The sequence below is a fragment of the Mesorhizobium sp. B2-6-4 genome (assembly GCF_006441495.1).
Lineage (GTDB): Bacteria > Pseudomonadota > Alphaproteobacteria > Rhizobiales > Rhizobiaceae > Mesorhizobium.
In genome coordinates this window covers 78,916-91,858 of the sequence record NZ_VFUE01000022.1, presented here as the reverse complement: position 1 = coordinate 91,858, position 12,943 = coordinate 78,916, and the positions used below count along the sequence as shown (strand labels likewise).

14 protein-coding genes and 1 pseudogene are annotated in these 12,943 nt (G+C 65.1%); 10 read left to right on the top strand and 5 right to left on the bottom strand.

What is annotated here, in order from left to right; genetic code table 11:
- The first annotated feature begins 58 nt into the window (after positions 1–58).
- Positions 59–613: a cytochrome b gene (locus tag FJ426_RS25785; RefSeq protein ID WP_140500038.1), complete on the top strand. Its 555-nt coding sequence runs from the start codon at positions 59–61 to the stop codon at positions 611–613.
- Here FJ426_RS25785 and FJ426_RS25780 read toward each other — a convergent pair.
- The 3 genes from FJ426_RS25780 to FJ426_RS25765 form a co-directional block, all read right to left on the bottom strand.
- On the bottom strand, positions 576–1,697 hold the full coding sequence (locus FJ426_RS25780; RefSeq protein ID WP_140557849.1) for a serine hydrolase domain-containing protein: 1,122 nt from the start codon (positions 1,695–1,697) through the stop codon (positions 576–578). The two genes, FJ426_RS25785 and FJ426_RS25780, sit on opposite strands and share 38 nt — an antisense overlap.
- A gap of 183 nt (positions 1,698–1,880) precedes the next feature.
- Complete coding sequence (locus tag FJ426_RS25770) at positions 1,881–3,485, bottom strand: ABC transporter substrate-binding protein (RefSeq protein ID WP_140825562.1); 1,605 nt, start codon at positions 3,483–3,485, stop codon at positions 1,881–1,883.
- A gap of 50 nt (positions 3,486–3,535) precedes the next feature.
- Positions 3,536–4,669 (bottom strand): FAD-binding oxidoreductase, encoded by a 1,134-nt coding sequence (locus FJ426_RS25765; protein WP_140557854.1) that lies wholly within the window; start codon positions 4,667–4,669, stop codon positions 3,536–3,538.
- Positions 4,670–4,800: 131 nt separating this feature from the next.
- On the opposite strand from FJ426_RS25765, the gene FJ426_RS25760 reads away from it, so the two are divergent.
- Positions 4,801–5,418, top strand: coding sequence for an XRE family transcriptional regulator (locus tag FJ426_RS25760; protein ID WP_140516014.1), 618 nt, complete (start codon positions 4,801–4,803; stop codon positions 5,416–5,418).
- 44 nt (positions 5,419–5,462) lie between these two features.
- Here FJ426_RS25760 and FJ426_RS25755 read toward each other — a convergent pair whose 3' ends face one another.
- On the bottom strand, positions 5,463–6,458 hold the full coding sequence (locus tag FJ426_RS25755; RefSeq protein WP_140516012.1) for an ornithine cyclodeaminase family protein: 996 nt from the start codon (positions 6,456–6,458) through the stop codon (positions 5,463–5,465).
- 131 nt (positions 6,459–6,589) lie between these two features.
- Between FJ426_RS25755 and FJ426_RS25750 the strand changes: the two genes are divergently transcribed.
- From FJ426_RS25750 to FJ426_RS25740, 3 genes are all read left to right on the top strand, one after another.
- Positions 6,590–7,057, top strand: coding sequence for an Lrp/AsnC ligand binding domain-containing protein (locus tag FJ426_RS25750; protein ID WP_140516010.1), 468 nt, complete (start codon positions 6,590–6,592; stop codon positions 7,055–7,057).
- A gap of 124 nt (positions 7,058–7,181) precedes the next feature.
- Entirely contained in the window at positions 7,182–7,886 is a 705-nt protein-coding gene (locus tag FJ426_RS25745; RefSeq protein ID WP_140500029.1) for an SDR family oxidoreductase, read from the top strand.
- 94 nt (positions 7,887–7,980) lie between these two features.
- On the top strand, positions 7,981–9,039 hold the full coding sequence (locus tag FJ426_RS25740) for a Gfo/Idh/MocA family oxidoreductase (RefSeq protein ID WP_140825561.1): 1,059 nt from the start codon (positions 7,981–7,983) through the stop codon (positions 9,037–9,039).
- Between the two features lie 17 nt (positions 9,040–9,056).
- Here FJ426_RS25740 and FJ426_RS25735 read toward each other — a convergent pair whose 3' ends face one another.
- Positions 9,057–9,659, bottom strand: a complete 603-nt coding sequence (locus tag FJ426_RS25735) for a DUF922 domain-containing protein (RefSeq protein ID WP_246675599.1) — start codon at positions 9,657–9,659, stop codon at positions 9,057–9,059.
- A 286-nt stretch (positions 9,660–9,945) separates the two neighbouring features.
- On the opposite strand from FJ426_RS25735, the gene FJ426_RS25730 reads away from it, so the two are divergent.
- The 5 genes and pseudogenes from FJ426_RS25730 to FJ426_RS25710 form a co-directional block, all read left to right on the top strand.
- On the top strand, positions 9,946–10,233 hold the full coding sequence (locus tag FJ426_RS25730; RefSeq protein ID WP_140825560.1) for a GIY-YIG nuclease family protein: 288 nt from the start codon (positions 9,946–9,948) through the stop codon (positions 10,231–10,233).
- A 216-nt stretch (positions 10,234–10,449) separates the two neighbouring features.
- Complete coding sequence (locus tag FJ426_RS25725; RefSeq protein WP_140500024.1) at positions 10,450–10,902, top strand: GNAT family N-acetyltransferase; 453 nt, start codon at positions 10,450–10,452, stop codon at positions 10,900–10,902.
- Positions 10,903–11,050: 148 nt separating this feature from the next.
- On the top strand, positions 11,051–12,250 hold the full coding sequence (locus tag FJ426_RS25720; RefSeq protein WP_181176990.1) for a PLP-dependent aminotransferase family protein: 1,200 nt from the start codon (positions 11,051–11,053) through the stop codon (positions 12,248–12,250).
- Positions 12,251–12,360: 110 nt separating this feature from the next.
- Positions 12,361–12,741, top strand: a complete 381-nt coding sequence (locus FJ426_RS25715) for an ester cyclase (RefSeq protein ID WP_140500021.1) — start codon at positions 12,361–12,363, stop codon at positions 12,739–12,741.
- Between the two features lie 11 nt (positions 12,742–12,752).
- Positions 12,753–12,917, top strand: a pseudogene (locus FJ426_RS25710) (PLP-dependent aminotransferase family protein); the annotation flags it as partial.
- Between the last annotated feature and the right edge of the window lie 26 nt (positions 12,918–12,943).

Below are 12,943 nucleotides of genomic sequence, written 5' to 3'. Positions count from 1 at the left end.
ATAAAGGCAAATTCGGCCTGGCGCGGGGAGCCTTGTGCAACTGCCGCGGAGTTCCTGCATGTCACTGTCCGGTACCACAACTCGCTACGGAAGCCTTGCCCAGGCATTCCACTGGTTGACGGCACTGCTCGTGCTCATCGCCTTCCTGGTCTCGGCAGGCGGTCCTCCTACACGCGTTTATTCAGCGCCCAGGGCCTCGATGCTGCTGCTTCATGAATCGCTCGGCTTCGCGGTTTTCTGGCTGCTGGTGATCCGCCTGGCCTGGCGGCTGTTCGATCGCATTCCCGACGCTCCGTCCATGCCCGCCTGGATGTATGTCGGGTCGAAGGCGGTACATTGGGCGCTCTACGCGTTGATGTTCGCTGTGCCGGTGACCGCCATGCTCGGCGCATGGTTTGGCGGCCATCCGGTCACGGTGTACGGCTTCGGTCCGATCGGTCCGCTTTTCGCCCCATGGGACGTCGGCGCTTCGCTGGCGGAAATCCACGGCACGCTTGGGGACATCCTCATGTGGTTGGCCGGCCTGCACGCCGCGGCGGCCGTCTTCCACCACGTTCTTCTGCGAGATCGCGTGCTCAGCCAGATGCTGCCCGGCTTGGCTGCTCCAGAATGATCCGGATCGCCTGATCCACCACGGGATGCAGGCCGCTGGCCTGGAAGGACAGGCGGTTGCCGGAGCCGACATTGCTGGCCATGGCGATGGTAAGACCGGTCGCCGGATCATGCAGCATGACCGCGACATAGCCCGGAATGCTGCCCTGATGGCCGTAGAAGGCGCGGTCGGCATAGGCGCTCTGGAACATGCCGGCGCCGGTCTCGCGCATGCGGGTGCCCGGGAAGCTCGCCGGCACGCGGCGTTCGAACATCTCGGCGAAGAAAGGCGGCGACAAGAGCTTGCCGGAGAACAGGCTGCGCATGAAGCTCACCATGTCGGACGGCGTCGACACCATGTCGCCGCAGCCATAGGCGGCGCCGAATGGGAAGGAATCGGAAGAATCCTGCAATTCGTCGGAGTAGGGCAGCACGCCGTCCATGCGCCACATCTCGCCGCCGGAAGCGATGTCTGTCGGTGCGCCCGGCGCCAGCGGCGGCCGGTGGTAGTAGCCGCGCACCATCGACCTTTCCGGGAATGCTTCGGTGGCTGGCGACCAGGTGTTTTCCAGGGCGAGCGGCCGCAGGACCGCGCTTCTGACATAGGCGCCGAGCGACTGGCCGGTGACGGCCTCGATCACCATGCCGGCCAACACATAGCCGGTGTTGTTGTAGACAGCGGGTCCGCCCGGTGCCTTCTGTTTGTCGGAGGCGAAGGCGATGTCGACCAGCTGCTGCGGCGTCCATTGCCGGCCCGGATCCATCGGTATGTAATATTCGAATTCCGGCAGGCCGCTGCGATGGTTGATCAGCTGGCGCACCGAAATATTCCCTGCGCCCGGCAGATCCGGGAACCAGGAGGAGATCGGCGCGCCGAGCTCGAGCTTGCCGGTCTCGGCGAGCTTGACCAGGGCGGCGGCGACGAAGGTCTTGGTGCAGCTGCCGATCTTGAACAACTGGTCCGGTGTGACTGATGTGCCATGTGCGCGATCGGCTAGGCCCGCGGTGAGGGCGATTGGCGCGGCGCCTGTCGAATAGGCCAGCGAGGCACCCACCGCGCCGTCGGCGAGGTAGCTGTTGAGGAGGGAGGTCAGGTCTTTCGGCATTGATATCGCTTTCTTTTTTCCTTCTCCCCTGTGGGAGAAGGTGGCCTCGCGAAGCGAGGTCGGATGAGGGGTGCTCCAGGGAACACCAACGTCTCATTCCGCTGGAACACCCCTCAACCGTCTCGGCGCTGCGCGCCGATCCACCTTCCCCCACAAGGGGGGAAGGACAGGGAGCGCCTGCCCTCACTCAGCCACATCGACCGCCGCGAAATTCTGCCGGCCGAAGGGGTCGAGGATGTAGTTGAGCACGCTCTTGCGGATCGGGATCGCCACCAGCGAATGGGCGATCGGCGCCACCGGCACCTCGGCCTTCAGGATTGCCTGCGCCCTGCCGTAGATCGCGGCGCGTTCTTTCGGGTCGGCGGCGACGCGGCCTTCATCCAGCAGCTTCTCGAAATCCTTGTCGCACCAGCGCGACCGGTTCGAGCCACCCTTCACGCCGTCGCAGGACAGGAGATAGCTCAGCATGTTGTCGGGATCGCCATTGTCGCTGCTGCCGCCGAGCAGGAAAGCGTCCTGCTCGCCCGCGGCGGTGCGCTTGAGATATTCGCCCCATTCGAAGCTGACGATCTCGGACTGCACGCCGACCTTCGCCCAGTCGGCCTGGATCATCTCGGCCATGCGCTTGGCGTTGGGGTTGTAGGGGCGCGACACCGGCAACGCCCATAGGCTGATCTTGAGGCCGCTTTCGTGGCCTGCTTCCTTCAGCAGTTTCTTCGCGCCGTCGGGATCGTAGTCGATGCCGGCATCGGTGACGGCGCCGAGCTGCGCCGGCGGCACGACGCTGCCGGCAACCGTGCCGGCGCCGGCATAGACGGCATCGACGATTGCCTTGCGGTCGACGGCCTTGGCAAGCGCGGTGCGCACGCGGACATCGCCCAGCGGCTGATGTTCGACGTTGAAGCCGAGGATGCCGATATTCTGGCCCTTGAGGTCGAGGACCGTGATGTCTGGATCGGCGCGCAATTCGGCGACGGCACTGGGCGGGGGCGGGGCCGCCACCTGGCATTCATTGGCCTTGAGGCGCTCGACGCGGGTGGTCGGCTCGGGCGTGACGGCGAAGACCAGCGTGTCGATCTTCGGCGCGCCGCGCCAGTAATCCTTGTTGGCGGCGTAGCGCACCTGGCTGTCGGGCACATAGGCCTCGAGCATGAACGGGCCGGTCCCGACCGGCTGGCTGTCGATCAGCTCCGGCGTGCCGGCGGCCACCATCTTTTCGGTCTGCTCCAGCGACAAGATCGAGAGGTAGTCGAGCGCCAGCCCGGCCAGGAAGGTGACGTTGGGGGCCGTCAGCGTGAAGCGCACGGTGTAATCGTCGACCTTGTCTATTTTGTCGATCAGCGTGCCCATGCCCAGCGCGTTGAAGTATTCGTAAGAGCCGCCGCCGAGCTTGTGGTAGGGATTGTTGGCGTCGCGCTGGCGGTTGAACGTGTAAAGGACGTCGTCCGCGTTGAACTCGCGCGTCGGCGTGAAATGCTCGTTCGACTGGAATTTCACGCCTTGGCGCAGGTGGAATGTGTAGGTCTTGCCGTCCGGCGAGACATCCCAGCTCTCGGCCAGCGCCGGTCCGACTTCGGTCGTGCCCGGCTTGAACTCCACCAGCCGGTTGAAGATCGTCTTGGCGGCGGCATCCATGGTGGAGTCGGCGATGCCGATCGCCGGGTTGAAGGTCTCGGGATTGGCCTCCGAGCAATAGACGAGCGTCTTGGCATGAGCCTGCCCGCCGAGAAGGACGGACGAGGCCAGAAGGGTCGAGCCAAGCACTGTGCGCAGAACGGTGGATTTCATCGCAAACGCTCCTGATGACACTTTTTCTGGTTGAGGGAAGGGCATGAAATTCATGGCTTCGCCGCCGGGGCCAGGAAGCGGTCGGGCGCCAGCCCCGCGGCGGTGACGCCAAGCGCGGTGACATCGTCGGGCAAGGGTTGGCCGCGCATCAGCGCCGAGCCGAGCCGCGCCAATGTCAGCGACACCTGGAAACCATAGCCGCCCTGGCCGCCGAGCCAGAAGAGGCCGGGCAGGCGCGGGTCGAAGCCGGCGACCGGCGTGCGGTCGGGCGCGAAGGTGCGCAGGCCGGCCCAGGGCGTCGACGGGCGGCCTATGCGCATGGACGTTGCCTGCTCGATCCGGTCGACGGCGATGGCGACGTCGATGTCTTCCGGCCAGGCGTCGCAAGGCTCGGAATCGGTTTCGTCGGCCAGCGAGCCGATCAGCCTGCCCGCGTCTGGCTTGAAGTAGAATTGTTCGTGCAGATCGACCACCAGCGGCCAGCCGGCAATGTCGGCGCCCGCGGGCGGGTCGAACAGGAAGGCGGTGCGCCGCTTGGGCTGGAAGCCGAGGCCGGTGAGCCCCGCCAGGCCGGCCACGACATCGACCCAGGCGCCGGCGGCGTTGACGACGATGTCGGCGGGATAGGCGCCGGCACTGGTGGCGACGCGCAAGCCATTGCCGGCGGGCGCGACCTCGCGCACCTCTTCGCTCGTGCGCATGATGCCGCCCCTGGCCTTCAGTGCCGAAGCGCAGGCCGCAAGCATCTTGCCGGTATCGACGTCCACCGCACCCGGTTCATGGACACCGCCGCATGTGGTTTGCGGATCGATGACGGGAACCAGCGCATGCAGCTCAGCGGCGGAGAGGCGGCGTACGCTCGGCACCATGGCCTGCAATTCGCCGGCCAGCCGGTCGACGGCCGCGCCGTCATCGGCGCGGCCGACATGCAGCGCGCCACGTTGATGCGCGACGAAGCCGCCGTCGAAGATCGCCCGGCGGCTCGCCAGCGTCAGCGCGCGCACCAGGCGGTTGCCATAAGTCTCGGTGAACAGGGCGGCCGAGCGGCCGCTGGCATGATAGCCCGGCTGGCTCTCGCGCTCGATGAGGGTGACGTCGGCCCAGTCCGCCACCTCGGCGGCAAGCGAGAGGCCGGCAATGCCGCCGCCGATGACGACGATTTTCGGGAGTGAATTCGACTGCATCGTCCAGTCGTAAAAATAATTTCTTATCCAGTCAATATTTAGCGTATAAGAAAATTGTTGGCGTTGTTGATGACGGCGGGAAGTTCAATTACCTAGGATGGAGCGGCGCGATCCCGCGGCATGGAGCTGATATGTCGGAGCAACCGAAGCTGGGTGATTGCCTGCGCGGCTTGAGGAAGACGCATGGCTGGACCCTCCAGGAGGTGAGCAGGCTCACCGGTGTCGCGGTGTCGACGCTGTCCAAGGTCGAGAACGACCAGATGTCGCTGAGTTACGACAAGCTGCTGCAGATCTGCGAAGGGCTCGGCATCCATGTAACGGAACTGCTCAGCGGCGACCGCAAGCAGCCGGCGGCGCGCACCCGCCGCTCCGTGACGTCACCGTCCAACACACTGCGCCAACTGACCCGCAATTACGACTACCGGTACCTGGCCACCGACCTGGTGCGCAAGCGCATGGTGCCGATCCACGCCTATGCGCGCGCCCGCACGCCCGAGGAGTTCGGGCCGCTGACGAAACATGCCGGCGAGGAATTTTTGATCGTGCTCAAGGGCGAGATCGAGCTGCACACCGACCAGTACGCGCCGGTGCGGCTGAAACAGGGCGAGAGCGTCTATATCGATTCCACCATGGGCCACGCCTACCTCTCTGTGGGCGACGGCGACGCCGAAATGCTGTGCGTCTGCTCCGGCGACGAGCCCGACATGGAAGGCACGCTGCTCAGCGTGCTGGAGACGGTGGAAGGATAGGGCGGAAAGGCCGGGGCAAAGCTGCACGACCTTCTCACTCCTCGCTATAACGAAACGGTTTGCCCCAATCCCTGCCGCACCGCCTCGCGATAGGCGAGGTCGGCTGCCACCATGTCCTCCATGGCCACACCCATGGCCTTGTAGATGGTGATCTGTTCGGCGCTGACCCGCCCTGGCCTGAGCCCCAGCAGCATCTCGCCGAGTTCGGTTCCGGTTTGCGGATCGAGGCCGTCAAGTTCGCAAGAGCCGACCGGAGTAGGGGCGAAGGCATCGGCCGTCTCGACGAACAGACTGCCCCTACCGATAAGCGAAACAGGCAGTTCGCCGCCGGGCGGAGCGACGCCGACCGACGAGACATGGGTGCCGGGCCGCACCCAGTCGGCCGAGATCACCGGCTCGTAGGAGTGCGTTGCCAGGCAGACAACATCCGACGAGCGTATCGCGGCCTCGAGATCGTCGACGGCGACGACGCCGACATGCCGGGCGGCAAGCGCTTGCGCATCGGCGAATTCCTTCGAGACCACGCGGATCTCGGCGAAGTCGCGCACCAGCGGCAGGAGATTGAGATGTTGGCCGGCCTGCACACCGGCGCCGACCACGGTCGCGATCCTTGCGTCGGGGCGGGCGAGTTCGCGCACCGAAAGCACGGCTGAGCCGGAAGTGCGCACGGCGGTGATGTAGGTGCCGTCCATGACACAGACCGGCATGCCCGTCGCAGGGTCGAACAGATGGATGGTGGCAAGGTGGCTTGGGATGCCGTCGGCGATATTGCCCTCGAACACGTTGACGATCTTCACCGTCAGGTGCATGCCCGCCATCCAGGCGGGCATCGCCAGCGAATAGCCGGCCTGCGGAATGTCGAGCTGCGGCCGGGCCGGATTGACGACTTTGCCGCCGGACAGCGCCTTGAAGCCGCTGGCCAGCGCGTTGAGAAGCTGGCGAAGATCGACGCATGTCTTCACCTCGGCCTCGCTCAGGACGAGCACCGGTGTGTCGCCCTTGGCCTGGGCGCTGCGGGAGATCGATAGGGCTGTCGTCATGGATACGCTTTCGTTGGTGGCTGGAGTGCACGGCAACGGTATTGCGATCCATGGGCGTGATGAAATATGCTGTTTTGGCTATTTCGGCGTGATTATCGCGTTTGCTCCCGTTCGAAAGTGTGAATCCTGAAATGGACGATCTCGACCGCATCGACCGCTCGCTGCTGCGCTTGTTGCAGGAGGATGGCCGCCGCACGACGCTCGATCTGGCCCGCCGCGTCGGCCTGTCGCCGACGGGAGCTGCGCAGCGCGTCAAGCGGCTGTTCGCCGAAGGTTTCATCCGCGCGGTGCGAGCCGTTCTCGATCCGGCCAGGATCGGGCAGGCACAGCTCGTCTTCATCGAGGTGCGGCTCGACCACACGGCGCCGCATGTCTTCGACCGCTTCGCCGAAGCGGTGCTGCGGGCGCCCGAGATCATCGAGTGCCACATGGTGGTTGGTGGCTTCGACTATCTGGTCAAGGCACGGATCGCCGACATGGCGATGTTCCAGGATTTTCTGCAGCGTGTCATCCTGCCGCTGCCCGGCGTTCGGGAAACGCACACCTACGCCTCGATCGCCAATGTAAAGCCGGATGCTTTGCTGCCCGTCGCTCCTTGAAGTCGAGTGACATGTTCGCGTTTTTCTGCAGGTCGGTTCAGCCTTTCTGGTTCGAACCGGCCGGCGAAACCGGCTATATGACCGCTGAGACCGAAATTCCCGCCAACCCGAGAAGGAAAACCCAATGAGTTCAGAAAAAGTGGCTGTCATCGTGGCGGGCGGCAGCGGCATGGGGGCGGCAGCGGCCAAGCGGCTGGCGGCGGACGGGTTCAAGGTCGCCATCCTGTCTTCGTCCGGCAAGGGCGAGGCGCTGGCCAAGGAACTGGGCGGCATCGGCGTCACCGGTTCCAACCAGTCGAACGAGGATCTGCGGCGCCTCGCGGACCTGACGCTGGAGCACTATGGCCGCATCGACGTTCTGGTCAACAGCGGCGGCCACGGGCCGCGCGCGCCGATCCTGGAGATCACGGACGAACAGTGGCACGCCGGCATGGACGTCTACCTGCTCAACGTCATCCGGCCAGTGCGCATCGTGGCGCCGCAGATGGTCAAGCAGAAGGCCGGCGCCATCATCAACATCTCGACCGCCTGGGTGGTGGAGCCGAGCCCGATGTTCCCGACCTCGGCCGTGTTCCGCGCCGGCCTTGCCGCCTATACCAAGATATTCGCCAACACTTATGCAGCGGACAATGTGCGCATGAACAATGTGCTGCCCGGCTGGATCGACAGCCTGCCGGCGACGGAAGAACGCCGCGACTCCGTGCCCATGCAGCGCTACGGCACGTCGGAAGAGATCGCCGCGACCATCGCCTTCCTGGCTTCGGACGGCGCTGGCTACATCACCGGCCAGAACATCCGCGTCGACGGCGGGATCATTCGCGCTATTTGAGGCGGGTCCGGGAGGGGAGGCCTGTCCGACGCGCGCCGCGGAGGGGGTCCGGCATCCCGCCTGGCGCGACGACATCTCGCACCAAGGAGGAAAAATGCGGCTTCTGATACTTGGCACCGGCTGGATGGCGCAGGAACATGCACGGCAATTCAGCGCCATCGATGGCGTCGACATTGTCGGGGCCGTCGACCTCGATCCGGCGCGCGTCGGCGAATTCGCCGACGGCTTCAACATCCCCAACCGCTTCACCGCGCTGGACGAGGCGCTCAAATGGGGCGCTTTCGACGCCGTGGCCAATGTCACGCCGGACCGCATCCACCACCCGACCACCATGCAGCTGATCGCCGCCGGCAAACCGGTGCTGTGCGAGAAGCCGCTGGCCGAGAATTTCGGCAAGGCGATCGAGATGGCCGAGGCCGCCGAGAAAGCCGGCATCGTCAACATGGTGAACCTCACCTACCGCAATGTCGCTGCGCTGCAGAAAGCCCGCCGGATGGTGCAGGCCGGTGAGATCGGCACGGTCCGGCATGTCGAGGCGTCCTATCTGCAGAGCTGGCTGGTGTCGAAATTCTGGGGCGACTGGCGCAGCGACCCGAAATGGCTCTGGCGGCTGTCGCGCGGCCACGGCTCCAACGGCGTGCTTGGCGATGTCGGCATCCACATCCTCGATTTCGCCAGCTATGGCGCGGCCCTCGGCATCGATCATGTGTTCTGCCGGCTGCGTTCCTTCGACAAGGCGCCGGGCAACCGCATCGGCGACTACGGGCTCGACGCCAATGACAGTTTCGCCATGACGGTGGATTTCTCCAACGGCGCCTTCGGCGTGGTGCATGCCAGCCGCTGGGCGACCGGCCATCTCAACGAATTGCGCCTGCGCATCTATGGCGACAGAGGCGGTCTCGAAGTGGTGCACAATCTCGACGGCTCGTCGCTCAAGGCTTGCCTCGGCGAAAATGTCGACGACGGGATATGGGAAGAGCTCGACGCCGGCACGGTGGCGACCAACTACCGGCGTTTCGCCGACGCGGTGCGGACCGGCGTGCAGGCCGAACCGTCCTTCCGCCACGCCGCCGACTTGCAGAAGGTGCTGGATCTGGCCGTGGTGTCGGACGAGAAGCGGGCGGAGCTCGCGGCGAGCGCGCAGACGCGGTAAGGGTGGCGCCTTCCCTCTCAGGGACCGGTCACGAGGCCAAAAACCAGTTTTTGCAAATTGCCGCCATTGCCGAATTCGACGCGGTCGAAATCGCGGCTTGCCTGCCGCTGCGCCCGCGACAATTCGGAGAGGCGCCTGGTCATCTCGGTCCGGATCTTGGCGCATTTGGGATCGTCGGCAACCCTGAGGCCGACGGTCGCCGCCTCGATCTTGCGCACCATGGCGATGATATCGGCGCCATGCACCTTCTCATGGGCGGCGACGCCGGCGATGAAGCTCTCCCAGCTCTTCTGCACGACCGGCGGCAGGGAGCCTGACGGCTTCGGCAAGGCATAGGTGATGATGAGTTTCGGCCTGGCCGATGCCAGCACGCAATCGCCGCCCTTGTTCTGGTAGTCCCTGGTCCAGGTCAGCTTGAAATTGGTGTAGGCGATGGTGCGCGTTTTGGCGCCGCGGATCAGCGGTCCGTTCTCGCCGATCGACCGGTAGAGCTCCTGTCCGGTCCGGCCCGAGATGGCGTAGGGCTCGATCGTCTCGACCGGCTTCCATTGGGCATGGGCGACAAGCGGCAAGGCGAGCACCGCGACCAGCGACAGGCACAGACGAACACACGCTCTCAACACCGCTCTCCGCGAAACCAGGACCGGCGCCGACGCCAATGCCATCTTGTGGCTTTTCCTATATGCTGCCGGCGGGTGCTGCAAATGTGTTGGAGGGAGGCGCTGGCGCCGTGCGGCAAGACCAGGATGGGTATGGGGTTGAAGAAGTTCCCTCGGTTCGTCATCCTAGGGCGGAGCAAGGAGCGAAGCGACGCGGCGCAGACCCTAGGATCCATGCCGTGACACCTGCCGAAGAATGCAGCGAATCAGGATGTTCTCCCAACGCATGGCCCGATAGCCCCGACACATGACCGGCTATGTCTACATGACCGCCAGCCAGAAGGCCGGCACCATTTACATCGGCGTCACAAACGATCTCGGTCGTCGTATGCCAGAACACAAGTCGGGCCAGGGTTCGCGCTTCACCAGCCAATATGGCGTGCAGCGACTGGTCTGGTACGAGGAGTATTTTGATATCACGGACGCCATCCAGCGCGAGAAATCGCTCAAGCGCTGGCGGCGGCAATGGAAGGTCGAACTGATCGAAAAGGCCAATCCTGAATGGTTCGAGCTGTTTTGTGGAACAGGATGGTAGCCATTGGCCACTTCGTCCTCGGGTTTGACTCGGGGCATGTCGCGGGGCTCGGTGATCGAAATTCCGCACGGTAGCGGCGCTCCCATGTCACGGCATGGATCCCAGGGTCTCCGCGACGGAGCTTCGCTCCTGCTTCGCCCTAGGATGACGAAGATAGGGTGAGGCTTCCAAACCAACGGCCTTGCCGGCGCCGGCGCGTCGCCGTAAGTCGTGCTCATGATCACCTTCCGCAAGGCCCTGGCCTCCGACCTGCCTGCCCTCGTGGCCATGCTGGCGGACGATCCGCTTGGCGCGGCCAGAGAGGATGCCTCGCTGCCGCTGGCGCAGGGCTATGTCGATGCCTTCAACGCCATCGATGCCGACCCCAACCAGTTGCTGGCGGTGGCGGTCGATGGCGCCGACGTGGTCGGCACCTTGCAGATCAGCTTCCTTGCCGGGCTGTCGCGGAAGGGCGCCTGGCGCGGTCAGATCGAGGCGGTGCGGGTCGCCGGGCACCGCCGTTCCGAAGGCATAGGCAGGCTGATGATCGAATGGGCTGTTGATCAATGCCGGGCGCGCGGTTGCGGCCTCGTCCAGCTCACCACCGACAAGACCAGAGCGGACGCGCACCGCTTCTATGAAAGCCTCGGCTTCACCGGCACCCATCTCGGCTACAAGAAGACCTTGTAGCGCAGGCGGGGCCGTCGCTTTCCGCTAAGGCGGGCGGCTGGCGCATGCGGGAAGGCTAGCAGGCCCTATTCAATTTGCGGCGAGACCAGATATAGGTCAGCTAAGTTGACCTATATTCGATGCGTCCGGGGAGGCGTGCTTGACCCTTATGAACCTGTTGGCGTCGCGCTCGTCGCGCATGAAGGCCTCGGAAATCCGCGAGCTGCTGAAGCTGCTCGACCAGCCGGACATCATCTCCTTCGCAGGCGGCATTCCCGATCCGGCGCTGTTTCCGGCCGAGGCGATCCGCGACGCCTATGCCGACGTGCTCGGCGGCGGCGAGGCGGGGGCCGCGCTTCAGTACCAGGTGAGCGAGGGCTATCTGCCGCTGCGGCGATGGATCGCCGGGCAGATGGGCAAGCTCGGCGTCGCCTGCGAGGAAGCCAACATCTTCATCACTTCGGGCTCGCAGCAGGCGCTCGATTATATCGGCAAGCTGCTGCTGTCGCCCGGCGACACCGCACTGGTGACGTGGCCGACCTATCTCGGCGCGCTGCAAGCCTTCAACGCCTATGAACCGCGCTACGACCGGCTGCGGCCGGAAGGCGGTAACATGACGCCGGATGCCTATCGCGCGGCGGCGGCGGCGAATGGCGGCCGGGTCAAGTTCGCCTATCTGGTGCCGGATTTCGCCAACCCGACCGGCAACACGCTGAACAGGCAGCAGCGCGAGGCGGTGCTCGACCTTGCCGGCGAGCTCGACATCGCAATCGTCGAGGACGCCGCCTACCGGGCGCTGCGCTATGATGGCGAAAGCGTGCCGCCGATCCTGGCGCTGGACTGCGCCCGATCCGGCGGCATCGACAAGGCGCGCACGCTCTATTGCGGCTCGTTCTCGAAGATCCTGTCGCCGGGCATGCGCGTCGGCTGGGTCTGCGCGCCGCGTCACGTGGTGGAGAAGCTGGTGCTGATGAAGCAGGCTTCCGACCTGCACAGCCCGTCGATCAACCAGATGGTGATGCACCGGGCGGCCGAAGCGGTGTTCGAGGCCCAGGTCGAAAAGCTGATCGGCGCCTATCGCGAACGCCGCGACGGCCTGCTCGGCGCGCTCGCGGCCAACATGCCGGAAGGCGTGACCTGGAGCCGCCCGGAAGGCGGCATGTTCGTCTGGGTGACGCTGCCGGAAGGCGCTGACGCCACCACGCTCCTGGCGCGCTCGGTGAAGGAGGCGCGTGTCGCCTTCGTGCCCGGCAGCGCCTTCTTCGCCGATGGCACCGGGCGCAACACGCTGCGGCTGTCCTTCACGCTCGCTGACCGGCGCGCGGTGAGCGAGGGCATTCCGCGGCTGGCGGCGCTGCTCAAGGCTTAAGGCGCCGGCCAAACGACGGCGCATCGCCCCAGCGGCGAACAAACCCGGGTTGCCCTGACTTGTTGCTGGTGCAAAATAGCCTTGTGTCCACGAACGCGGGTTCATGCGCCATGACCGACCTTTCCGGTATCTACCGCGACTACATTGCCTGCCTCAACCGGCAGGACTGGCCGAACCTCGGGCAGTTCGTCGACGATGACGTGTCCCACAATGGCAGGCGGATCGGTCTCTCCGGCTACCGTGCGATGCTGGAGAAGGATTTCGACGACATTCCGGATCTTCGTTTCGATATCCGGCTGCTGGTCTGCGATCCGCCTCATGTCGCGAGCCGCCTGATGTTCGACTGCACGCCCAGGGGAAATTTCCTCGGGCTTGCCGTAGACGGCCGGAAAGTGTCCTTCGCCGAGAACGTCTTCTATGAATTTCGCGGCGCGAAGATCCGGCTCGTGTGGTCCATCATCGACAAGGCCGCCATCGAAGCCCAGCTTTGAACCACGAACCTCTCCTGGCGTGCTCGGTGAAGGAAGCGCGTGTCGCCTTCGTGCCCGGCAGCGCCTTCTTCGCCGATGGCACCGGGCGCAACACGCTGCGGCTGTCCTTCACCTTGGCCGACCGCGGCGCGGTGACCGAGGGCATTCCCAGATTGGCCAAGCTGCTGAGGAACTAGCACCGACCGGATTCCTGGCCCCGGGG

What these genes read in the sequence shown, in the direction of transcription:
- FJ426_RS25750 (WP_140516010.1), top strand. Translation starts at nt 6,590, where the DNA reads ATGGACGATCTCGACCGCATCGACCGCTCGCTGCTGCGCTTGTTGCAG.
- FJ426_RS25785 (WP_140500038.1), top strand. Translation starts at nt 59, where the DNA reads ATGTCACTGTCCGGTACCACAACTCGCTACGGAAGCCTTGCCCAGGCA.
- FJ426_RS25765 (WP_140557854.1), bottom strand. Translation starts at nt 4,669, where the DNA reads ATGCAGTCGAATTCACTCCCGAAAATCGTCGTCATCGGCGGCGGCATT.
- FJ426_RS25745 (WP_140500029.1), top strand. Translation starts at nt 7,182, where the DNA reads ATGAGTTCAGAAAAAGTGGCTGTCATCGTGGCGGGCGGCAGCGGCATG.
- FJ426_RS25730 (WP_140825560.1), top strand. Translation starts at nt 9,946, where the DNA reads ATGACCGGCTATGTCTACATGACCGCCAGCCAGAAGGCCGGCACCATT.
- FJ426_RS25715 (WP_140500021.1), top strand. Translation starts at nt 12,361, where the DNA reads ATGACCGACCTTTCCGGTATCTACCGCGACTACATTGCCTGCCTCAAC.
- FJ426_RS25780 (WP_140557849.1), bottom strand. Translation starts at nt 1,697, where the DNA reads ATGCCGAAAGACCTGACCTCCCTCCTCAACAGCTACCTCGCCGACGGC.
- FJ426_RS25760 (WP_140516014.1), top strand. Translation starts at nt 4,801, where the DNA reads ATGTCGGAGCAACCGAAGCTGGGTGATTGCCTGCGCGGCTTGAGGAAG.
- FJ426_RS25770 (WP_140825562.1), bottom strand. Translation starts at nt 3,485, where the DNA reads ATGAAATCCACCGTTCTGCGCACAGTGCTTGGCTCGACCCTTCTGGCC.
- FJ426_RS25740 (WP_140825561.1), top strand. Translation starts at nt 7,981, where the DNA reads ATGCGGCTTCTGATACTTGGCACCGGCTGGATGGCGCAGGAACATGCA.
- FJ426_RS25725 (WP_140500024.1), top strand. Translation starts at nt 10,450, where the DNA reads ATGATCACCTTCCGCAAGGCCCTGGCCTCCGACCTGCCTGCCCTCGTG.
- FJ426_RS25755 (WP_140516012.1), bottom strand. Translation starts at nt 6,458, where the DNA reads ATGACGACAGCCCTATCGATCTCCCGCAGCGCCCAGGCCAAGGGCGAC.
- FJ426_RS25720 (WP_181176990.1), top strand. Translation starts at nt 11,051, where the DNA reads ATGAACCTGTTGGCGTCGCGCTCGTCGCGCATGAAGGCCTCGGAAATC.